This window comes from Pseudomonas sp. JAI115 (genome assembly GCF_014200835.1).
In the GTDB taxonomy this organism is placed as follows: domain Bacteria; phylum Pseudomonadota; class Gammaproteobacteria; order Pseudomonadales; family Pseudomonadaceae; genus Aquipseudomonas; species Aquipseudomonas putida_A.
The window spans coordinates 73,421-95,462 of the sequence record NZ_JACHCY010000012.1 but is presented as its reverse complement, the minus strand read 5'-3'; the positions used below and the strand labels follow the sequence as shown (position 1 = coordinate 95,462).

The following is a 22,042-nucleotide window of genomic DNA, read 5'->3' as shown; positions in this document are numbered from 1 at the left end:
GGAAGCCCCGATGCAGATTTCACCCCGCACCGCCCTGCTGGTCATTGACGTGCAGAACGACTTCATCCCCGGCGGCCAGTTGGCCGTGCCCGAAGGCGATCAGATCGTGCCGCTGATCAATCGCCTCGGTGGCCTGTTCAAACAGGTGGTGATTGCCCAGGACTGGCACCCGAGCGGCCACGCGTCCTTTGCCTCAAGCCACCCCGGATACCAGCCTTACGAGGTAATTCAGTTGCCCTACGGCGAGCAGGTACTCTGGCCGGAGCATTGTGTGCAAGGCACTGCCGGCGCCGAGTTTCACCCCGAGCTGAACCTGCCGCACGCGCAACTGATCATCCGCAAGGGCTGTAATCCGGACATCGACAGCTATTCGGCGTTTCTCGAAGCGGACCGGCGCACCACCACCGGTCTGGCCGGTTATCTGAAGGAGCGCGGTATCGACACGGTGTACATGGTCGGTCTGGCGCTGGATTTCTGCGTGATGTTTTCTGCGCTGGATGCACGGGCGGCGGGGTTCAACGCGTTCGTGGTGCTGGATGCCTGTCGTGCCATTGACAGGGATGGGTCACTGGCAGCGGCGATGGAGCGGATGCAGACGGCCGGGGTTGGCTTGATTCAATCGAACCAACTGATCTGACCAACACAAAACCCCTGTGGGAGCAGGCTTGCTCGCGAAAGCGGTGTGTCAGATTAATTTATGTCGACTGACACTCCGCCTTCGCGAGCAAGCCCGCTCCCACGGGTTTCGGGTCAAGTCATGTCAGGCAACCACAACCTGAACCGCGCCCCACCCAGCGGCGAACTTTCAACCGTCAAGGTCCCGCCCTGCGCCTCCAGCGCCCGACGGCTGATGGCCAGGCCCAGACCAAAGCCGCCGGTAGCCCGATCACGACTGCGATCAAGTCGATAAAACGGTTCGAAAATCCGTTCACGCTCATCATCCGGGATGCCAATGCCATCGTCGTCGACCCAGATCTCGCAACCATCGGGGCTGACCTGCACGCCAATCTGAATGCGTTTTTCGCAATAGCGCATGGCATTGCGCAGCAGGTTCTGGATCGCTCGGGCGGTCAGGCGCGGATCCAGCGTGAAACGTTCGAGCTGACCGTGCAGCAGCACATCGATGACGATGTCCGGCGAGTCCAGTTCTTCATCGACACTGCCCAGAATGCTGTCGATGAACTCATCCAGCGAAACCTCGACCTGTTCCGGCAACTGCGCCGGGTTCTGCAGGCGGCTGTAGGACAGCAGTTCCAGCACCAGCTCATCCAGTTCCCGAATGTGTGCGACCAGTCCTTGCAGGCGCTCGCGACTGGTCGCCGGCAAATCATCGGACAGCGCCAGGGCCAGACCGAAGTCCAGACGGGTCAGCGGCGTGCGCAATTCGTGGGACACCGCATTCAGCAGGTCGCGCTGCTGGTTGAGCAGATTTTCGATATCGCCGGCCATGGTGTCGAACACGTTGGCCAGGCTGCCGATGTTGGAACTGGCGGGGATCTGCGTGCGCTCGTTCAGGTGGCCCTTGCCGAAGCGTTCGGCAGCGCCCTTGAGGCGCTCCAGATCGCGCCAGTGCGGGCGAATCCACAGCAGCAGGCAGGCGAGCATGCTCGCGCCGATCAGCACGTTGATGCTCCAGTACAACAGATTGACGTCCAGCGGATCCGGCGGTACCACCATTTGCACAGCGACGTCTTCGTTCAGCGGCGTGACCGCCAAGGTGCGCCATCCCCAATCGCCGATACGCACCACGTTTTCCCCGGCGCGCAAACGCACCTGCTCTGCGGCGGCGAACCCGGCGTCGTCGATGCGCGCCAGAGCGATGTGCAGCGGCTGGAAGTCCTTGTCCATCGACTGCGCCAGTGCCGGCCACTGATCCTGCGGCACCGCGTGAAACTGCCGGGTGATCAGCGATTGCAGGCCGCGCGAGTAGTCGAGGTTGTAGGTGATGAAGCGCTCGCGGAACGCCATGATCACCAGATCCGGCACCAGATAGATCGCCGCGCTGTAGGAGACGATCGTCACCAGATACAGGCGAAACAGGATTCTGAACATCAGCTCAGCATTCCCACTCGGAGCGGCTGAACAGGTAGCCCTTGCCCCATACCGTCTTGATCTTGCGCGCCTCGCCGGCGTGGTCGTCGAACTTGCGCCGCAGCTTGGAGATCGCCACGTCCACCGAGCGGTCGGTGCCGTTGAACTCGATGCCGCGCAGGCGTTGCAGGATCTGGTCGCGGCTCAGCACTTCCCCGGCATGCCGAGCCAGCACCACCAGCAAATTGTACTCGCCGCTGGACAGTTCCACCGGTTGCTCGCGCCAGGTCACGGTGCGCTCGGACAGGTCAATGCACAGATTGCCCATGACGATGCGATCATTGACCGTCATCGGCTCACCAAGGCTGCTGCGCCGCAGCAAAGTACGCACTCGGGCCAGCAAAACCCGTGGCTCGCAGGGTTTGGTGACGTAATCGTCGGCGCCCATTTCCAGGCCCAGCACCTGATCGTGACTGTCGTCGCGGGCGGTCAGCATCAGGATCGGCAGGGTTGCCGAATCGGCACGCAGCAGGCGGCAGACTTGCAGGCCGTCGAGACCCGGCAGCATCAGGTCGAGAATCACCAGGTCCGGCGGATTGATCCGTGCCCGTTCGCGCACGTGGTCGCCACGGCCGATCACGCTCACGGAATAACCGTTGCGCTCCAGGTAGCTGGAAATCAGTTCGGCGAGGGCGGTGTCGTCTTCGACCAGGAGGATGTTGGGCATGGGGTGTTCCAGGAAAGTGCAGTGGCGACTGTTTGGGCCTCATCGCGAGCAGGCTCACTCCTACAAGGTTCGTGTCTGGCACAGTTCCAATGTAGGAGTGAGCCTGCTCGCGATGACGGTTTATCTGTCGCAATAAATTTCAAGGCGTAAAGGATATACGCCCTCACCCGTCCCTGAGTAAAACCCTTACACAATTTCACACAGCGCCTACAAAGCTTCACCGCTACCCTCGGCGTCTGGCCTTAGGATGCGGGCTTCAATATTGGGGGTGGTACATGTCGAAAAATCTGCTGGCCGGGCTCGGCCTGATCGCCGCTGCGCTGTTGCTGAGCGCCTGTGATTCGTCCTCGAAGGCCGAAGAAGAAGCGCCGCCAGCTACCGTGCGCATCGAGACCATCGAGGCCCGCCCCCTGTCGATCAGCAGCGAACTGAGCGGGCGTATCGCCGCCCCGCGCATCGCTGAAGTGCGTGCCCGAGTGGCCGGGGTGGTGTTGCAACGGACCTTCCGTGAAGGCAGCGACGTGAAAAAGGGTGACGTGCTGTTTCGCATCGACCCGGCGCCGTTCAAGGCTGACCTGGACAGCGCCGAAGCCGCGCTGCGCAAGGCCGAGGCCAATGCCTTCCAGGCCAGGTTGCAGGAGCAACGCTACGCACAGTTGATCGATGACAAGGCCATCAGCGCTCAGGATTACGACAACGCCCGCGCCAATGCCCGGCAAACCGCCGCCGACGTGGCAGCCAATAAAGCTGCGGTAGAACGGGCGAAGCTGAACCTCGGCTACGCCACCGTCACCGCGCCGATTTCCGGGCGTGTCGGTCGTGCATTGGTCACTGAAGGTGCGCTGGTCGGGCAGAACGAAACCACGCCGCTGGCGCTGATTCAGCAGCTCAACCCGATCTACGCCGACCTTACCCAGTCGACCCGTGAACTCAACGAACTGCGTCGCGCGTTCCGTTCCGGGCAGTTGCAGGCAGTCGGTCAGGATCAGGTCAAGGCCACGCTGATTCAGGATGACGGCAGCCTCTACCCGTTACCGGGCAAATTGCTGTTCAGCGACATCAGCGTCGATCCGGGCACCGGCCAGATCATTCTGCGCAGCGAGTTCCCCAATCCCGATCTCGACCTGCTGCCGGGCAGCTTCATCCGTGTACGTCTGCAACAAGCCACCGTACAGAACGGCATCACCGTTCCGCAACGTGCGGTGCAGCGTGACAGCGCGGGTATCGCCCAAGTGCTGACTGTCGACGAGCAAATGCGCGTGGCCCAGCAGCCGGTGCAACTGGGCGCGGTGCAGAACGACCGCTGGATCGTCACCGGCGGCCTCAAGCCCGGCGACCGCATTGTCATCGAAGGCCTGCAACACGCCCGTCCAGGCGAAAAAGTGCAGATCGACGACACCCCTCTTCCACTTGCCCAGACCTCTGGTCAGTAAGCAGGACGCTTTCATATGCCGCAGTTCTTTATCGATCGCCCGGTGTTCGCCTGGGTTGTCGCCCTGTTCATCCTGTTGGCCGGTGCGCTGGCCATTCCGCAATTGCCGGTGGCGCAGTACCCCGATGTCGCGCCGCCACAGATCGAAATCTACGCGGTGTACCCTGGCGCCTCAGCGCAGACCGTCGATGAAAGCGTGGTCAGCCTGATCGAAGAAGAACTCAACGGCGCCGATCACCTGCTGTACTTCGAATCGCAGAGCAGCCTCGGCAGCGCGACGATCAAAGCGACGTTCCAGCCGGGCACTAACCCGGAACTGGCTCAGGTGGATGTGCAGAACCGCCTCAAAGTGGTTGAGTCGCGCCTGCCGCAGGCAGTCAATCAGCAAGGCCTGCAGGTGGAGAAAGTCTCTGCCGGCTTCCTGTTGCTGATCACCCTGACCTCCAGCGACGGCAAGCTTGATGACGTAGCGCTCAGTGATTATCTGGCGCGTAACGTGATGAACGAAATCAAGCGCATCGACGGCGTCGGCAAGGCGCAGTTGTACGGCGCCGAACGGGCGATGCGGATCTGGATCGATCCGCAGAAGCTGATCGGTTTCAACCTGACCCCGGCTGACGTCAACGCCGCCATCGTCGCGCAGAACGCCCAGGTCTCGGCGGGCAGCATTGGCGACTTGCCCAACCCATCCTCGCAGGAAATCACGGCGACCATTCTGGTCAAGGGGCAGTTGTCGACGCCGGAAGAGTTTGCCGACATCGTGCTCAAGGCCAATGCCGACGGCTCCACCGTGCGCATCGGCGATGTGGCGCGGGTCGAAGTCGGCAGTCAGGAATACCAGTTCGGCACGCGCCTCAATGGCAAGCCGTCCACCGCCGTCGGCGTGCAGTTGGCGCCTGGGGCCAATGCGCTGGCGACCGCCACATTGATCCGGGCGAAGATGGACGAACTGTCGCGCTACTTCCCGGCCGGCGTCGAATACAAGATTCCGTACGACACCTCACCGTTCGTCAAAGTCTCGATCACCAAAGTGGTTTACACCTTGGGCGAAGCGATGCTGCTGGTGTTTGCGGTGATGTTCCTGTTCCTGCAGAACATCCGCTACACGCTGATTCCGACGCTGGTGGTGCCGGTGGCCCTGATGGGCACCTTCGCCACCATGCTCGCACTGGGCTTTTCGATCAACGTGCTGACCATGTTCGGCATGGTGCTGGCGATCGGCATTCTGGTGGACGACGCCATCGTCGTGGTGGAAAACGTCGAGCGCATCATGGCCACTGAAGGACTGTCGCCGAAAGAGGCGACGCGCAAGGCGATGAAGCAGATCACCGGGGCGATCATCGGCATTACCCTGGTGCTGGTGGCGGTGTTCATCCCGATGGCGTTCATGCAGGGTTCGGTGGGGGTGATTTACCGGCAGTTCTCGCTGTCGATGGCGACCTCGATCCTGTTCTCGGCGTTCCTGGCCCTGACGCTGACGCCTGCACTGTGCGCCACGCTGCTCAAGCCAATTGCCAAGGGCGAGCACCACGAGAAAAGCGGATTCTTCGGCTGGTTCAACCGCCGCTTCGAGCAACTGACCGATCGTTATCAAGGCTGGGTCGGCTACGCGCTGAAGCGCAGCGGGCGTTATCTGCTGATCTACGGCGTGCTGCTGATCGGCATGGGGTTGTGCTTTGCGCGTCTGCCCTCCTCGTTCCTGCCGGTTGAGGATCAGGGTTACACCATCACCGACATTCAGTTGCCGCCGGGTGCGAGCAAAAACCGTACGGTGCAGGTGGTCGAGCAGATCGAAGCGCACAACGCCAGTGAACCGGGGGTTGGCGACAGCACGGTGATTCTCGGCTTCAGCTTCTCCGGCAGCGGGCAGAATGCGGCGCTGGCGTTTACCACCCTCAAGGACTGGTCGGAGCGCGGCAGCGACGATTCGGCTACGTCGATTGCCGATCGCGCCAATATCGCCCTGAGCCAGATCAAGGATGCCATCGCGTTCGCTGTGTTGCCGCCGCCGGTTGACGGCCTCGGCACGTCGAGCGGCTTCGAATTCCGTCTGCAGGATCGCGGCGGTCTCGGTCACGCGACATTGATGCAGGCGCGCAGCGAACTGCTCGCCGCCGCCGAGAAAAGCCCGGTGCTGATGAACGTGCGCGAAAGCGCGCTGGCCGAAGCGCCGCAGGTGCAACTGGAGGTAGACCGCAAGCAGGCCAATGCGCTGGGCGTGTCGTTCGCTGACATCGGCAGCGTGTTGTCCACCGCCGTGGGTTCCTCCTACATCAATGACTTCCCCAATCAGGGGCGCATGCAGCGGGTGGTGGTACAGGCCGAAGGCGATCAGCGCAGTCAGGTCGATGACCTGCTGAAAATGCATGTGCGCAACAACGCCGGGCACATGGTGCCGCTGTCGGCGTTCGTTCAGGCGAAATGGACGCAAGGCCCGGCACAACTGACCCGATACAACGGTTACCCGGCGATTGCGATTTCCGGCGAACCGTCGCCGGGGCACAGCACCGGTGAAGCGATGGCGGAGATTGAACGTCTGGTCGCCCAAGGGCCGAAGGGTCTGGGTCAGGAATGGACCGGGCTGTCGTTGCAGGAACGGTTGTCCGGCAGTCAAGCGCCGATCTTGCTCGGTCTGTCGTTGCTGATCGTGTTCCTGTGTCTGGCGGCGCTGTACGAGAGCTGGTCGATTCCGACTTCGGTTCTGCTGGTGGTGCCGCTGGGTGTGCTCGGCGCAGTGCTGGCGGTGACCTTGCGCGGCATGCCCAACGATGTGTTCTTCAAGGTCGGGCTGATTACCATCATCGGTCTGTCGGCGAAAAACGCGATCCTGATCATCGAATTCGCCAAGAGCCTGTACGACGAAGGTCACGATCTGATCGACGCGACGTTGCAAGCCGCGCGCCTGCGTCTGCGCCCGATCGTCATGACTTCGCTGGCGTTCATCCTCGGCGTGGTGCCGTTGGCCATCGCCACTGGCGCCAGTTCGGCAAGCCAGCAGGCGATCGGCACCGGAGTGATCGGCGGGATGATTACGGCGACATTGGCCGTGATCTTCGTCCCGTTGTTCTTCGTGGTGGTCATGAAGCTCGTACAACGCTTTACCAAACACCACTGATCCCTGTGGGAGCGGGCTTGCTCGCGAAGGCGTCGTGTCAGTCAGTATTCATCTGGCTGACACAGCGCTTTCGCGAGCAAGCCCGCTCCCACAAGGTCATTCGAACAGTCAAGTCAGTGGTCATCCGAGACGTCGCTGGGCTAAGGTGTAAAAACATCCTGGCCCATCGAGTCCCCATGCGCTTTCTCGCCCGCACCCACCCTCGCCTGTCCGCCGCCGCTTTGGTCGGCCTTGCCACCGGCCTGCTGGTCCCTGCCGACTCCGTCGTCAGCAAAATCCTCATCGGCTGGAACGCCGGCGTCTGGACTTACCTGATCCTGATGTTCTGGCTCGCCACCCGAGCCAAGGCACCGGACGTCAAACGCATCGCCGTCGTCGAAGACGAGAATGCCGGACTGGTGCTGTTCGTGGTGTGCATCGCAGCATTGGCCAGCCTGGCCGCCATCACCCTGGAACTGGCCGGCACCAAGGATCTGGATACCCATCACAAACTTCTGCATTACGCGTTCACCGCCGTCACCGTCGTAGGTTCCTGGCTGGTGATCGGGGTGATCTTCTGTGTGCACTACGCGCGCCTGTTTTACACCTGGGACGGCAAGGAACCGGCCCTGCGTTTCGCTGAAGGTCTGACCACGCCCAATTATTGGGACTTCCTGTATTTCTCCTTCACCATCGGCGTGGCAGTGCAGACTGCCGATGTCGGCGTGGCTACCCGCGATATTCGCAAGATCGTCCTGGCGCAATCATTGATCGGCTTTGTGTTCAACACCGCGATTCTGGGCTTTTCGATCAATATTGCTGCCGGCCTGTTTGGCTGAGCATTGCGCAGATACTTCAATAACCCCGAGCACCGCCCGTCGGCGCCAAGTTGAAGTACCACGCGCATTCACTTGACGGAGTGTCAGCTTCTGGTGTTTCCTGAAACCGGTTTCAGCGCCATCGCGGCGCACGAAACGAATAAATCCAATAATAAGGTTTCATTCCGTGAACGACTTTTCCGCCGCCCAGCGCAGCCGCGTGACCATGCTCGATGTTGCCGAACGCGCCGGCGTGTCCAAGGCCAGCGTCTCGCGCTTCATCGGCGATGACCGCGCCCTGCTCTCCGACGCCATCGCCCTGCGTATCGAGCAGGCGATCAGCGAGTTGGGTTACCGCCCGAACCAAATGGCCCGTGGTCTGAAACGCGGGCGCACGCGCCTGATCGGCATGCTGGTGGCCGATATCCGCAACCCTTATTCGATTGCTGTAATGCACGGGGTGGAAACCGCCTGCCGTGCGCATGGCTACAGCCTGGTGGTGTGCAACACCGACCGCGATGACGAGCAGGAACGCCAACACCTGGCGTTGTTGCGCTCGTACAACATCGAAGGGCTGATCGTGAACACCCTCGGTCATCACCGTGACGAACTCCACGAACTGCACCGGGAAATGCCGCTGGTGCTGGTGGATCGCAAGGTCGATGGCCTCGACAGCGACATGCTCGGGCTGAACAACGCGCAGGCTGTCGAGATGGCCCTGACGCACCTTGAGCAGCGCGGCTATCGCGATGTGTTGATGGTGACTGAACCTTATGACGGCACCAGTTCGCGGATCGAGCGGGTCAGCAGTTTTCAGACGCAGATTGCCCAGCGTTCCGGATTGACCGGTGCGGTGCTGGAAACCGGCGACGCACTCGCCACTGATCTTCAAACCTTTTTGAACACACCGGCTACCGGGCCTAAAGCACTGTTCTGCGCCAACGGTGTGGCAGCGCTGGCCTGTACCCTGGCCTTGCGCGAAATCGGTTGCCGATTGTTCGAGGATGTCGGGCTGATTGCCCTGGATGATCTGGATTGGTACCCGTTGGTCGGCAGCGGAATTACCGCCCTCGCCCAGCCAACGGCCGAGATTGGCGCGCGGGCGTTTGAGTGTCTGTTGAAGCGTTTGCGGGAGGATGTCGAGATAGCGCGCAGAGTGGATTTTGCGCCGGTGCTGGTTGAGCGGGGTTCTACCCGAGGATCTTTGCGGTGACTGTTATGGCGCCATCGCGAGCAGGCTCACTCCTACAGGGGGAGCGCATTCCAAATGTAGGAGTGAGCCTGCTCGCGATGGCGCCCGAACGCCCGACGAAGATCAATCAGATTTTTTTGAACAAAAATGAAACCGGTTTCAGAGGTAGATAACAATGAATAAACCTGCCGTTTCCATCAGCCTGTCCAGCTACGGCGCCGAACTTGTGCGCCAACGCGGGCAGGACTTCTTCATCGATGTGCTGGCCGCCGCTGGCGCTGATCGCATCGAGTGGCGCGAAGAGTTGCTGACTCGCGAAGTGCCCGAGCAACTGCAAGCCGCCACTCGGGCGCAGGGACTGCAAAGCATCTATTCGTCGCCGAGCGAACTGTGGCTCGCCGGTCAGGCGCGGCCCAATCCCGAGCTGATCAACGCCCTGCAACATGCAGAAGCGTTTGGCTCGAAATGGTTGAAAGTCTCGCTCGGTTACTTCACCGACAACTGTGATTTGCAGGCGCTGAAACAGCTGCTCGACGCCAGCCCGGTGCAGCTGCTGGTGGAAAACGACCAGACCCTGCACGGCGGCCGCATCGAGCCGTTCCAGCGTTTTTTCGCGGCGGTGGAGCAGCATGATTTGCCGATCAAGATGACCTTCGATATCGGCAACTGGCAGTGGCAAGACCAGTCCGCCGCCAACGCCGCACGCCTGCTCGGACGCCACGTCGGCTACGTGCACTGCAAAGCCGTGGCCCGCCGCGCCGACGGCAAATTGGTGGCGGTGCCGCCCGCCGTCAGCGACCTGCATTTGTGGGAACAACTGCTGCGGCACATGGCCCAAGGCGTTATGCGTGCCGCCGAATACCCGTTGCAGGGCGATGATCTGGTGGCGTTGACCACGGAACACGTCGCCGCCCTCGCCCGCCTTGGTCAATCGCGCCTGGAGCCTGCCCATGTCTGACATCGATATTCTGTCGTTCGGCGAAACAATGGCAATGCTGGTCGCCGAGCAGACCGGTGATCTGGCTGCAGTCGAGCATTTTCACAAACGCATTGCCGGCGCCGACAGCAATGTGGCGATCGGCCTGTCGCGGCTGGGTTTCAATGTGGCGTGGCTGAGCCGGGTCGGCGCCGATTCCCTCGGACGTTTCGTGGTCGAGACCTTGATCAAGGAAGGTCTGGATTGCAGTCACGTCGAAGTCGATCACCAGCACCCGACCGGTTTCCAGTTCAAGTCGCGTAACGACGACGGCAGCGATCCGCAGGTCGAGTATTTCCGCCGTGGCTCGGCGGCCAGTCATCTGTCATCGCTGTCGATCACTGACAGCCTGCTAAGCGCTCGCCACCTGCACGCCACCGGGATTCCACCGGCGCTGTCAGCGAGCGCCCGGGAAATGTCGTTCGAGCTGATGACGCGCATGCGCCATGCCGGGCGCAGCGTGTCGTTCGACCCCAATCTGCGCCCGAGCCTGTGGGCCACCGAGCAAGAGATGATCCGCGAGATCAACCGCCTCGCCGCCCTCGCCCATTGGGTCTTGCCGGGCTTGAGCGAAGGTCGCTTGCTGACCGGCTTCGAAGATCCGGCGGACATCGCGGCGTTTTATCTCGATCAGGGCGCCGAAGCCGTGGCGATCAAGCTTGGGCCGCAAGGTGCCTATTACTGCACGCATCTGGATCAGGGTTTTGTCGCCGGGGTGCCGGTGGCCAACGTGGTCGACACCGTGGGTGCGGGTGATGGCTTTGCGGTCGGCATGATCAGTGCCCTGCTGGAGCATCAGAGTTTTGCCGAGGCGGTGCAACGCGCGAACTGGATTGGCAGTCGGGCGGTGCAGAGTCGCGGGGATATGGAGGGTTTGCCGACCCGGTCTGAGCTCGTCGCTGAATTCGAGGCCGCTGATCGCGAGCAGGCTCACTCCTACATTGGATCTCCGCCAGTCACAGCTGCAGCGGCAAACACATAACCCTTGTAGGAGTGAGCCTGCTCGCGATGAGGCCCGCTCAGACAACCGATTCATTGAACCTGCTGCGACAAAAACAACAAGCTCAGGAGCAACACCATGAAAACCGCAACCCTCGCCGCCCGCCGCTGGTGGTACATCATGCCCATCGTGTTCATCACCTACAGCCTGGCGTATCTGGATCGCGCCAACTACGGCTTCGCCGCCGCGTCCGGTATGGCCGCCGACCTGATGATCACCCCGGGCCTGTCTTCATTGCTCGGTGCGCTGTTCTTCCTCGGCTACTTTTTCTTCCAGGTGCCGGGTGCGATCTACGCGCAGAAGCACAGCGTGAAAAAGCTGATCTTCTTCAGCCTGATTTTCTGGGGCGGCCTCGCCACCCTGACCGGCGTGGTGTCGAACGCCTACTGGCTGATCGTGATCCGCTTCATGCTCGGCGTGGTCGAAGCCGCGGTGATGCCGGCGATGCTGGTCTACCTGTGCCACTGGTTTACCCGTGCCGAACGCTCGCGGGCCAACACCTTTCTGATCCTCGGCAACCCGGTAACGATGCTGTGGATGTCGGTGGTTTCGGGCTATCTGGTGCAGCACTTCAGCTGGCGCTGGATGTTCATCATCGAAGGTTTGCCGGCGGTGATCTGGGCGTTTATCTGGTGGAAGCTGGCCGATGATCGTCCTGCTCAGGCCAAGTGGCTGAGCGAACAGGAAAAGCACGACCTGGAAAGCGCTCTCGCCGCCGAACAGGTCGGGATCAAAGCGGTGAAGAACTACGCCGAAGCATTCCGCTCGCCGAAGGTGATCATTCTGGCGCTGCAGTTTTTCTGCTGGAGCATCGGCGTCTACGGCTTCGTGCTGTGGCTGCCGTCGATCCTCAAGGCCGGCGCGCAAATGGACATGATCGAGGCCGGCTGGCTGTCGGCGCTGCCGTATCTGGCGGCGGTGATCGGCATGCTCGCGGTGTCGTGGGGCTCGGACAAACTGCAGAAGCGCAAACGCTTCGTCTGGCCGCCACTGCTGATCGCCTCCATTGCGTTCTACGGTTCATACGCCCTGGGCGCGGAACATTTCTGGTGGTCATACACACTGCTGGTGATCGCCGGTGCCTGCATGTACGCACCTTACGGGCCGTTCTTCGCCATCGTTCCGGAGATCCTGCCGGCCAACGTCGCCGGCGGTGCCATGGCGCTGATCAACAGCATGGGCGCGCTCGGTTCGTTCGGCGGCTCGTACCTGGTCGGCTACCTGAACAGCTCCACCGGTTCGCCCGGTGCTTCGTACCTGCTGATGAGCGGCGCGTTGCTGCTGTCGGTGGTGCTGACGATTTTTCTCAAGCCTGGCGCCAGTGATCGTGTCGTGGCCAAAGCCGTAGTCACGCGTCCCGTGCCGGCGCATTCCTGAAGAGATTTTTGCCCATGAAAAAGCAAGTCGTGCTGTACAAGAAACTGTCGCCAGCGCTGATGACGCGTCTGCAGCAACAGTGTGAAGTGACGTTGATCGAAAGCCTCGACGCCGACGGCCTGATGAAGCTGCGTGACGCCCTGCCCGGCGCCCATGGCTTGCTCGGCGCCAGCCTGAAACTCGACGCCGCGCTGCTCGATCTGGCGCCGCAGCTTGAGGCCATCGCCAGTGTCTCAGTGGGTGTCGACAACTACGACATCGACTACCTGACTCAGCGCAAGATCCTCCTCAGCAACACCCCGGACGTGCTCACCGAAACCACCGCCGACACCGGTTTCGCCCTGATCCTCGCCACCGCCCGGCGCGTGGTCGAGCTGGCGAATATGGTGCGCAGCGGCCAGTGGCATCGCAACATAGGCCCGACGCATTTCGGCACCGATGTGCACGGCAAGACCCTGGGCATCATCGGCATGGGCCGCATCGGCGAGGCGTTGGCCCAGCGTGGACATTTCGGTTTTGGCATGCCGGTGCTTTACCACAGTCAGTCGCGAAAACCGGCGGTCGAAGGGCGCTTTGACGCGCAGTACCGTAGCCTTGAGGCGCTACTGCAAGAGGCGGATTTCATCTGCCTGACCCTGCCGCTGACCGCGCAGACCGAAGGCCTGATTGGCGCCGAGCAGTTTGCGCTGATGCGCCCCGAGAGCATCTTCATCAATATCTCGCGCGGCAAAGTGGTGGATGAAGCGGCAATGATCGACGCGCTGCGCCATCAACGGATTCGCGCGGCGGGGCTGGATGTGTTCGAGCGTGAACCGCTGAATCATGACTCGCCGTTGTTGCAGCTGAATAATGTGGTGGCAACGCCGCACATGGGTTCGGCGACGCATGAGACGCGGGAGGCGATGGCCAGGTGTGCGGTGGACAATCTGCTGGCGGCTTTGGCTGGGGAGAAGCCGATGAATCTGGTGAATCCGGTGGCTTGGCAGGGCTGAAAAATGCGCTGAATGGCAGATTGCATTCGCGAGCAAGCCCGCTCCCACAGGGTTCGGAGTGTACAGATAACATTATGTACACACCCATCCACTGTGGGAGCGGGCTTGCTCGCGAAGAGGCCAGTTCAGGCAACACAACACTGTCAGGCACTACGCGCCTGCAACAGCTGCACCGCACACAACGCAATCCGCGCACAGGCATCCGCCAGCTGCACCCGATCCAGCACCAACCCGATACGAATATGCCCCGCCGCACTCGGCCCGAACGCTTCGCCAGCCAGCACAGAGACCCCATAACCTTCCAGCAAGCGCTCGGCAAACCCCTGCGCGCCAAACCCGGTCTGGCGCACATCGACCATCACGAACATCCCGCCATTCGGGCGAATCGGTTGCAACCCCGGGCAACCACGCAAGCGCTCGCACACCAGATCGCGGCGCAACCGATATTCCTCGCGCATCTGCGTCACCTCCGGCAGATCGCTTGCCAACGCGACCTCCGCTGCTTTCTGCACAAAATCCGGCAGGCCGAACAGCATGCTCAACGACAGGTTCACCAGATGCTCGGCCAGCACCTTCGGCCCGATCGACCAGCCAATGCGCCAACCGGTCATGGCATGGGATTTCGACAGGCTGTTGATGGTTGCCGTGCGTTCGGCCATGCCCGGGAGGCTCGCCGGGCTGATGTGTTCGCCCTCGTAGAGCAGATCGCTGTAGACCTCGTCACTGATCAGCCACAAATCGTGGCGCACGCACAGCGCCGCCAACTCTTGCCAGATCAGCAGCGACAGGCTCGCGCCGGAAGGATTATTCGGACTGTTGAGCAACATCGCGCGGGTCTTCGGCGTGATCCGCGCAGCGACATCAGCGGGATCAACACGAAAGCCGTTTTCCGGTCGAACCGGCACCGGCACCACCGTCGCACCGCACGCGCCGAACACACCCTCATAGGTCACGTACATCGGCTCGGCGACGATCACTTCGTCACCCGGATCCAACAGACATTGGGCCACCGAATACACCGCGCATTGCGCGCCGGGCAGCACGATCACGTGCTCGGCATCCACCACCTGACCGCTGCGCCGCTGGTGGCGGGCGGCGATCAATTTGCGTAGCGCCAAGCGGCCACGCACTTCGGAATAATGCGTATCGCCGGCCAGCAGACTGTCGATGGCGCCGTGGATGATCGGCAACGGCGTGTCGAAATCCGGATCCCCTACACTCAGCAGCAGGATATCGACACCCTCGGCGCGCAGCTCCAGCGCTCGGTCATGAATCTGCCAGGCTGCGGCGCCCTCCCCGGCGATGCGTTGGGTCAAGGCTGAATAGCGCATGCACGTCTCCTGATTGCGCGGTTTCCAGCCTTCACCCTAGGTCAAATCACAAACCGCGCCAGCCGCTTTGTCCTTTGGATGAATTTAAAGAAGAACTTCGTACTGTGGTCGATTAGCGGTCGACTGACTACCTGTCAGAGTTGACAGTAGACCCACTTCACAAATGCTCGCTTAATCAACATGAGGAAACAACTGCGGCCACCTCTAATAGAAACGACGGAGTGTTGAAACGATGACGAATCTAAATGAAAAAATCATCTTATTGGACGCACCGGAAATCCCCGATGCGCAACCCAATTTCCCTGGCAGTCAGGTTAACCTGTTGCCATTGAGTGCATTGGTATCGCCACTAAAGGTGTTGATTCCAGACTGGCAGTGTTCACCTCCTGAACCAGTGCCAGTGCAAGTACTGTTGACGCTGTTGTTAAATGAGAAACCGGTGGCGGACTATCCTTTTACGACACCCATCGACCCGGCGCTTTTCCCATTTGCGGCCCATATCCCTGAGACCTGCCTGGCACAGGAAGGCGAGCACGAGGTTTCATATATCGTCAATATTGGCGGGAATACAGCGCCGGCAAGGAGCACGCCGATTACGGTTGATCTAACGGCTCCCAACTTCGGCAATCCGGGAGAGCCTCCGCAATTTCCACCAGAAATCGACAGTGAGGGGATCACACAGCAGTATCTCGCCACCCACAATGATGAAGTTCTGGTAACCATTGGCATCTATATGCAGCAGCTAGCCTGCGACAGTATCGAATTTCACTTTGGCTCACTTGCGTCGAAGCCGGTCATCATTGAAACGGTGCGTGACGCAACTTCATCTACCGTTATCAAACTGAGTGGCGCGACTATCCGTGGGATAGGCTCCGGCACCATGTTCGCGTTTTACAGGCTGCGCGATCGTGCAGGAAACCTTGGGCAACTATCTTCGTTTAAGCAAGTCAACGTGGACCTGTCTTGAAGCGCTGACTCTTCGAGGTGGGCCGAACACTCATCTGGTTCGGCCCACTTCAGGCAACTGCGTATTTCTCAAATCACAAAGCGCGCCACCATCGCATTCAAATCCACCGCCAGACGCGACAGTTCATGGGTCGCGGCGCTGGTTTGATTCGCGCCGGCGGCGGACTGCGTGGCCAGATCACGGATGTTGACCAGGTTGCGATCAACTTCACGGGAGACCTGCGCCTGTTCTTCCGAGGCGCTGGCGATCACCAGGTTGCGCTCGTTGATCTGGTGGATCGACTGGGTGATTTGCTCCAGCGCCACACCCGCAGCGCGGGCCATTTCCAGAGTGGTCTGGGTGCGCTGGTTGCTTTGCTGCATCGACGACACCGCTTCGCCGGTACCGTTCTGGATGCCAGCGACCATTTTTTCGATTTCCTGAGTCGATTGCGCAGTGCGATGGGCCAAGGCGCGTACTTCGTCCGCTACCACCGCAAAACCGCGTCCGGCCTCACCGGCACGCGCCGCTTCGATCGCCGCGTTGAGGGCCAGCAGGTTGGTCTGTTCGGCGATAGCGCGGATCACATCGAGCACCTTGCCGATGTCGCGGCCCTGCGCGGCGAGGCCTTCGATCATTTGCGCAGTGCTCTGCACGTCATGGGTCATGGTCTGGATCGCGTCGACGGTTTTCACCACTTGATCGCGACCTTCGCGAGCGGCCTGGGTCGACTGGTTCGAGGCTTCGGAGGTCGAGACCGCGTTACGTGCGACTTCTTCCACAGCGGCGGTCATTTCGTTGACGGCGGTGGCGGCCTGTTCGATCTCGTTGTTCTGCTGTTGCAGGCCACGGGAGGCTTCTTCGGTGACCGCGCTCAGCTCTTCGGCCGCCGCGCCCAACTGAGTCGCGGAGCCGGCGATCTGTTCGATGGTTTTGCGCAGGTTGATCTGCATCGTGGACAGGGCTTGCAGCAGTTGGGTGGCTTCGTCTTTGCCGTCGACTTCAATCGACTGGGTCAAGTTGCCGCCAGCGATGGTTTGCGCAGCCTGTACCGCACGGTTCAACGGGGTGACGATGCTGCGGGTCAGCAGCAGGGCCAACACGACCGTGGCGAGCGCGGCGACCACGGCAACAACGATGATGCCGGTAATGGCGCTGTCGTAATGCTCACCGGCCTGGGTGGAGGCGACTTTCGCACCCGCCGCGTTGATCGCGATCAGCTTGTTGAGTTGCTCGCCCATCTGGTCGGTGCCGTCCTTGATTCGCGTGTTGATCAAGGTCCGCATCTCGTCGACCTTGTCCTGACGCGACAGCTCCATCATCTGGTTTTGCGCTTGCAGGTAGTTGTCGAGCGTGGTCGCGAACGTCTGATACAACGCACGCTCTTCGCTCTCTGCCGGCAACGCGGCGTAACTGGCCTGAGCACTGCGCACCTTGTCCACCAGCACGCCGATGCGTGTTTGCGCTTCTTGCAGGCCTGCCGGGTCGCGGTTGACCAGAATCCGGAACGACAGAATCCGCAGGCGCAGAACGTTTTCCGTCACCACGCCAAGGTAGGTGACGCTGGGCAGTTGGTTGGTATCCATGTCGATGGAAGCCTGGCGGATGGTCGACATGCGGTTGACGGCGAACACGCCAAGGACAATCACCAACAAGGCGATAAAGGCAAAACCGAGGAAGGCACGGGGCGCGATATTCAGGTTACGCAAGGACATGGTTGGACTCTCGGATAGAGGTAACTGCGAGCGTCCTTGCCATCATCACTGGACCTTGGGGCGGGTTCAGTGTGGCGTCACTGTTCGAGGGAATCTGTGTGCGCCTGATCTCTGTATCGGCGGGGCTTTAGGAAGATTTGGTGTAAAGCGAAAATATTTTTCAAGATGTTTCATCACTGAAACACCCTGACACCAACCCTCTGTGGCGAGGGGATTTATCCCCTCTCCACAACATCTTCAGGAAGTCACTCATTGAGTTTGGCCATCTGCCAGACGCGGGCAATGTCAGTCGCCCGTTCGCGCAACAAGCGTGGAGCTTCGGCACACGCCTGCTCCAGGGTCATCGGGCCGCTGGTGACGGCGAATGCGGCGTCGATGCCGTGCTCGTAGAGTTCCTGATAACCCTCACCCAAGGTGCCGGCGATGACGATCACCGGCACGCCGTGCTGCTTGGCAATCCGCGCCACGCCGAACGGGGTCTTGCCGCGCAGGGTTTGCGCGTCGAACCGCCCTTCTCCCGTGATCACCAGATCGGCGCCGTTGACCGCTTCGGCCAGCCCCACCAACTCGGCCACCACTTCCACGCCGGCCTGAAATTGCGCGCCAAGAAACGCCTTGGCCGCAAAACCCAATCCCCCCGCCGCACCACTGCCCGGCTCATCGCGAACGTCCTTGCCCAACGCTTGCGCGCAGAGCTCGGCGAAATGCCCCAGCGCCTGATCCAGTTGTTGCACCTGTGCCGGTGATGCGCCTTTTTGCGGGCCGAAAATCGCCGAGGCCCCGTGTGGGCCGCACAGCGGATTGTTGACGTCGGCGGCGATGTCGAAGCGCACGTGGGCCAGACGCGGATCAAGCTCGCTCAAGTCCAGTCGCGCCAGTTGTGCCAGCGCCAAGCCGCCCGGCACCAATGGCTGCCCCTGCGCATCGAGCAATTTCACCCCGAGCGCCTGCATCGCACCGGCACCGCCATCGTTGGTGGCGCTGCCGCCAATCGCCAGAATCACCCGTTGCGCGCCGGCATCCAGCGCGGCGCGAATCAGTTCGCCGGTGCCGAAGGTGCTGGTGATGCAGGCATCGCGTTGCCCCGTAGGCACTAATTGCAAACCACTGGCCTCGGCCATTTCGATGATCGCGGTGTGATTGTGTGGCAACCAGCCCCACGCGGCGTCGACCGGCGCACCCAGCGGCCCGCGTACTCGGGTGCGGCGCAGTTCACCCTCGCAAGCGGCGAGAATCGATTCCACCGTGCCCTCGCCGCCGTCGGCCATCGGGCATTTGACCAGTGTTGCGTGCGGCCAGACCTGCGCCAGCCCCAGCGCAATGGCTTCGGCAACGCCTTGGGCACTCAGGCTGTCCTTGAACGAATCGGGGGCGATGACGATCTTCATGCGAATTCTCCAGTTCCAATGCACCTCATGCTGCCAGTCGGCCTGCGCATTGACGCCGGTCCGCTGCACAAGCGCGGTGGGCGTTTATTGTTCATTTCTACAAAAGGTTTGGACTTGATGCCGAATGTTCGGGCCTCATCGCTGGCAAGCCAGCTCCCACAGGGATCTTCAGTGGCTACAAAACTTGTAATCACCTTGTAAACCTGTGGGAGCTGGCTTGCCAGCGATGGCGGACTTAAGAACAACTCATATCGCCGGATCAATCTGCGGCAGCAACTGCACCCCGAGGTACAACGCCAGCATCCCGTCGAGTTTCAGCGGATCAACCCCGCTCAACTCGGCAATCCGCTCCATCCGATAACGCAAGCTGTTGCGATGAATGCCCAGCGCATCGGCGCAGGCCTGACTCTGCCCGTCGTGTTCACACCAGCTGCGCAGGGTTGCGAGCAACTGGCCGTTGCTGTCTTTGGCGATGACTTTGCGCAACGGTTTGAGCAATTCATCCAGCGCATCATCGTTGCGATGGCGCCAGAGCATCACCGGCAAGCGATAGCGATTGAGCGTCAGCAGTCGCAATTGCGGCAGCACTTCCCGGCCATAAGCCAGCAGATCGCCAACCCGCCGATAACAGCGGCGTAACCCGGCCAGCCCATCCGCCTGCCCACCCACAGCGATGCGCAGAATATTCCAGCCGAGGCCATCGAGTTTTTCCAGCAGGCGATCATGCTCAACCGTTTGACTTGCGGGTCGGCACCACAGCAGCGACGACTTGGCCGAACTGACGCACCAGCTGTCCGGATAGCGCGAGGTCAACCACGCGCTCAGCGCCTCGACGGTCTGCCCCGGCCCATGCTCCAGACCCAGTTCGAACAGATACGGCACCCGGGTCAACTGCGGCTTGAGCCCCAGTTGCTGCGCCTCATCGACTAGCCGCGGCGAGTCGCCGGCTTCGCTCAACAGCAACGCCAACAGGTCATCGCAACGCTGGCGCCGCCATTGCTGCTCGGCCTGCTGGTTGCGCTGGCCGACGAGCATTTCGGCGGTCATGCGCACCAGTTCGGCGTAGGTGCGCAGTTGCTCCGGTTCGCCGGTAATGCCGAGCACGCCGATCAGGCGTTGATCAAGCATCAGCGGCAGGTTGATGCCCGGCTGCACACCCTTCAAGTGCACAGCGGTTTGTGCATCGATCTCTACCACCCGCCCGTTGGCCAGCACCAGTTGCGCACCTTCGTGACGGGTGTTGATGCGCTCCGGCTCGCCACTGCCGAGAATCAGGCCCTGGCTGTCCATGACGTTGACGTTGTAGGGCAAAATGGCCATGGCCCGGTCGACGATATCCTGAGCGAGGTCGTGATCGAGTTCGAACATGATCGGCAAAATCCTTAAGCAGCGGCGGCGGACGGTTGTTCACCCGCACAGGGTCTGGCGGCAAACCCTGTGCTCAGGCACAAAGACAATCCGGCCACAGGTGGCCGAGACTCTCGGGGCGATCAACGTTAACCTGTGCATCGCAAAAAATCATAATAAAGAGAGAGCCGCTATGTCGCAGAGCGCCGCAGCTACCCAGACCATCGACGACGGTAAAAACGCCGTCTACAAACGCATCACCCTGCGTTTGATCCCCTTCATCTTCATCTGCTACCTGTTCAACTACCTCGACCGGGTCAACGTTGGCTTCGCCAAACTGCAGATGCTCGACGCATTGAAGTTCAGTGAAACCGTTTACGGCCTCGGTGCCGGGATCTTCTTCATCGGCTACGTGCTGTGCGGCGTGCCGAGCAACCTGGCGCTGACCCGATTCGGCCCGCGACGCTGGATCGCGCTGATGATGATCACTTGGGGCACGCTGTCGACCTGCCTGTTGTTCGTCACCACCCCGACCCAGTTCTACACCCTGCGCCTGTTCACCGGGGCCGCCGAAGCCGGGTTCTTCCCGGGCGTGGTGCTGTATCTTTCGCAGTGGTTCCCGACGTTCCGCCGTGGCCGGATCATGGCGCTGTTCATGTCGGCGATCCCGGTCTCCGGTTTGCTTGGCAGCCCGTTCTCCGGCTGGATCCTCAATCACTTCGCCGCCGGCCAGGGTGGACTGGCCGGCTGGCAGTGGATGTTCCTGCTGCAAGGCATTCCGACCGTAATCCTCGGCGCCCTCGCCTATTTCCTGCTCAGCGACAGCTTCGCCAATGCCAAGTGGCTGAGCCCGCACGAGCGCGCGGTGCTTGAGGCGGATCAGGCCGAAGACCTGGCGAACAAACCGAAAACCACCTCGGACTCGCTGCTCGCGGTGTTCAAGAACCCGGCGATCTGGGCCTTCGGCCTGATCTACTTCTGCATCCAGAGCGGCGTGTACGCGATCAACTTCTGGCTGCCGTCGATCATCAAGAACCTCGGCTTCAGCGACAACCTGGTGATCGGTTGGCTGAGTGCGATCCCCTATCTGCTGGCGGCGGTGTTCATGCTGCTGGTGGGGCGTTCGGCGGACTTGCGCAAAGAGCGTCGCTGGCACTTGGTCGTACCGATGCTGATGGGCGCGCTCGGTCTGCTGATCGCGGTGAACTTCGCCGCCAACCCAGCCATCGCCATTCTCGGCCTGACCATTGCCACCATGGGCGCGCTGACCGGTCTGCCGATGTTCTGGCCAGTGCCGACTGCCCTGTTGAGCGCGGGCGCCGCGGCCGGTGGTCTGGCGTTGATCAACTCGATGGGGCAAATGGCCGGTTTCCTCAGCCCGTACCTGGTGGGTTGGGTCAAGGACAGCACCGGTTCGACCGATGCGGCGTTGTATCTGCTGGCGGGTGTGATTGTTGGCGGGAGTTTGCTGGCATTGCGCATGACGCGGACGCTGCGCGCGTAATCACGCTTCCAGATCAAAAGATCGCAGCCTGCGGCAGCGCCTGCACGGAAATACGCGTTTCCCTGTAGAAGCTGCCGCAGGCTGCGATCTTTTTTTGCTCACTGATTGCAACGCCCGAACTTGCCAATGACGGAAAAATCCCGCAAAAACGCACGAATCTTTAAAGGATTTT

Annotated in this window: 16 protein-coding genes and 1 pseudogene; 11 read left to right on the top strand and 6 right to left on the bottom strand. The window is 61.2% G+C overall.

Translation table 11 applies throughout. The annotated features are described in order from the left end of the window. Positions 1-10 precede the first annotated feature (10 nt). Positions 11-637 carry a bifunctional nicotinamidase/pyrazinamidase gene (gene pncA, locus HDC30_RS22485; RefSeq protein WP_097089688.1) on the top strand — a complete coding sequence of 209 codons (627 nt, stop codon included), beginning with the start codon at positions 11-13 and terminating at the stop codon, positions 635-637. A gap of 113 nt (positions 638-750) precedes the next feature. Here pncA and HDC30_RS22480 read toward each other — a convergent pair whose 3' ends face one another. Both HDC30_RS22480 and HDC30_RS22475 read right to left on the bottom strand, forming a co-directional pair. Next, positions 751-2,052, bottom strand: a complete 1,302-nt coding sequence (locus HDC30_RS22480) for an ATP-binding protein (RefSeq protein WP_183784984.1) — start codon at positions 2,050-2,052, stop codon at positions 751-753. A gap of 4 nt (positions 2,053-2,056) precedes the next feature. Continuing rightward, positions 2,057-2,758: a response regulator transcription factor gene (locus tag HDC30_RS22475; protein WP_003224662.1), complete on the bottom strand. Its 702-nt coding sequence runs from the start codon at positions 2,756-2,758 to the stop codon at positions 2,057-2,059. A gap of 275 nt (positions 2,759-3,033) precedes the next feature. Here HDC30_RS22475 and HDC30_RS22470 point away from each other — a divergent pair, with 275 nt between their 5' ends. The 8 genes and pseudogenes from HDC30_RS22470 to HDC30_RS22435 all read left to right on the top strand — a co-directional run bounded on the left by HDC30_RS22470 (position 3,034) and on the right by HDC30_RS22435 (position 13,639). Then, entirely contained in the window at positions 3,034-4,191 is a 1,158-nt protein-coding gene (locus HDC30_RS22470) for an efflux RND transporter periplasmic adaptor subunit (protein ID WP_096797435.1), read from the top strand. A 15-nt stretch (positions 4,192-4,206) separates the two neighbouring features. Further along, positions 4,207-7,305, top strand: coding sequence for an efflux RND transporter permease subunit (locus HDC30_RS22465; RefSeq protein ID WP_183784982.1), 3,099 nt, complete (start codon positions 4,207-4,209; stop codon positions 7,303-7,305). A gap of 176 nt (positions 7,306-7,481) precedes the next feature. Then, on the top strand, positions 7,482-8,123 hold the full coding sequence (locus HDC30_RS22460) for a DUF1345 domain-containing protein (protein ID WP_027611985.1): 642 nt from the start codon (positions 7,482-7,484) through the stop codon (positions 8,121-8,123). Positions 8,124-8,289: 166 nt separating this feature from the next. Continuing rightward, positions 8,290-9,315 carry a LacI family DNA-binding transcriptional regulator gene (locus HDC30_RS22455; protein ID WP_183784980.1) on the top strand — a complete coding sequence of 342 codons (1,026 nt, stop codon included), beginning with the start codon at positions 8,290-8,292 and terminating at the stop codon, positions 9,313-9,315. 154 nt (positions 9,316-9,469) lie between these two features. Next, positions 9,470-10,252: a sugar phosphate isomerase/epimerase gene (locus HDC30_RS22450; RefSeq protein WP_183784978.1), complete on the top strand. Its 783-nt coding sequence runs from the start codon at positions 9,470-9,472 to the stop codon at positions 10,250-10,252. Beyond that, the gene (locus tag HDC30_RS22445; RefSeq protein WP_183784976.1) at positions 10,245-11,252 is read left to right on the top strand and encodes a sugar kinase; all 1,008 of its coding nucleotides are present in this window, start codon (positions 10,245-10,247) and stop codon (positions 11,250-11,252) included. Before HDC30_RS22450 ends, HDC30_RS22445 begins: the two co-directional genes overlap by 8 nt. Before the next feature lie 96 nt (positions 11,253-11,348). Next, positions 11,349-12,640 (top strand): annotated as a pseudogene (locus HDC30_RS22440) (MFS transporter); the annotation flags it as partial. A gap of 21 nt (positions 12,641-12,661) precedes the next feature. Then, positions 12,662-13,639, top strand: coding sequence for a D-glycerate dehydrogenase (locus HDC30_RS22435; protein ID WP_183784974.1), 978 nt, complete (start codon positions 12,662-12,664; stop codon positions 13,637-13,639). A gap of 143 nt (positions 13,640-13,782) precedes the next feature. On the opposite strand, the gene HDC30_RS22430 is transcribed toward HDC30_RS22435, so the two are convergent. Further along, positions 13,783-14,970, bottom strand: a complete 1,188-nt coding sequence (locus HDC30_RS22430) for a pyridoxal phosphate-dependent aminotransferase (RefSeq protein WP_183784972.1) — start codon at positions 14,968-14,970, stop codon at positions 13,783-13,785. A gap of 232 nt (positions 14,971-15,202) precedes the next feature. Here HDC30_RS22430 and HDC30_RS22425 point away from each other — a divergent pair, with 232 nt between their 5' ends. After that, positions 15,203-15,937, top strand: a complete 735-nt coding sequence (locus HDC30_RS22425) for a hypothetical protein (protein ID WP_150370523.1) — start codon at positions 15,203-15,205, stop codon at positions 15,935-15,937. A gap of 68 nt (positions 15,938-16,005) precedes the next feature. Here HDC30_RS22425 and HDC30_RS22420 read toward each other — a convergent pair whose 3' ends face one another. The 3 genes from HDC30_RS22420 to HDC30_RS22410 form a co-directional block, all read right to left on the bottom strand. Beyond that, a complete protein-coding gene (locus tag HDC30_RS22420) occupies positions 16,006-17,631 on the bottom strand; it encodes a methyl-accepting chemotaxis protein (RefSeq protein WP_150370522.1) in 1,626 nt (541 codons plus the stop codon). A 245-nt stretch (positions 17,632-17,876) separates the two neighbouring features. Beyond that, positions 17,877-19,019 (bottom strand): glycerate kinase, encoded by a 1,143-nt coding sequence (locus tag HDC30_RS22415; RefSeq protein ID WP_183784970.1) that lies wholly within the window; start codon positions 19,017-19,019, stop codon positions 17,877-17,879. Between the two features lie 246 nt (positions 19,020-19,265). Next, the gene (locus HDC30_RS22410; RefSeq protein ID WP_183784968.1) at positions 19,266-20,387 is read right to left on the bottom strand and encodes a sugar diacid recognition domain-containing protein; all 1,122 of its coding nucleotides are present in this window, start codon (positions 20,385-20,387) and stop codon (positions 19,266-19,268) included. 172 nt (positions 20,388-20,559) lie between these two features. On the opposite strand from HDC30_RS22410, the gene HDC30_RS22405 reads away from it, so the two are divergent. Continuing rightward, entirely contained in the window at positions 20,560-21,870 is a 1,311-nt protein-coding gene (locus HDC30_RS22405) for an MFS transporter (protein ID WP_027611996.1), read from the top strand. Positions 21,871-22,042: the final 172 nt, after the last annotated feature.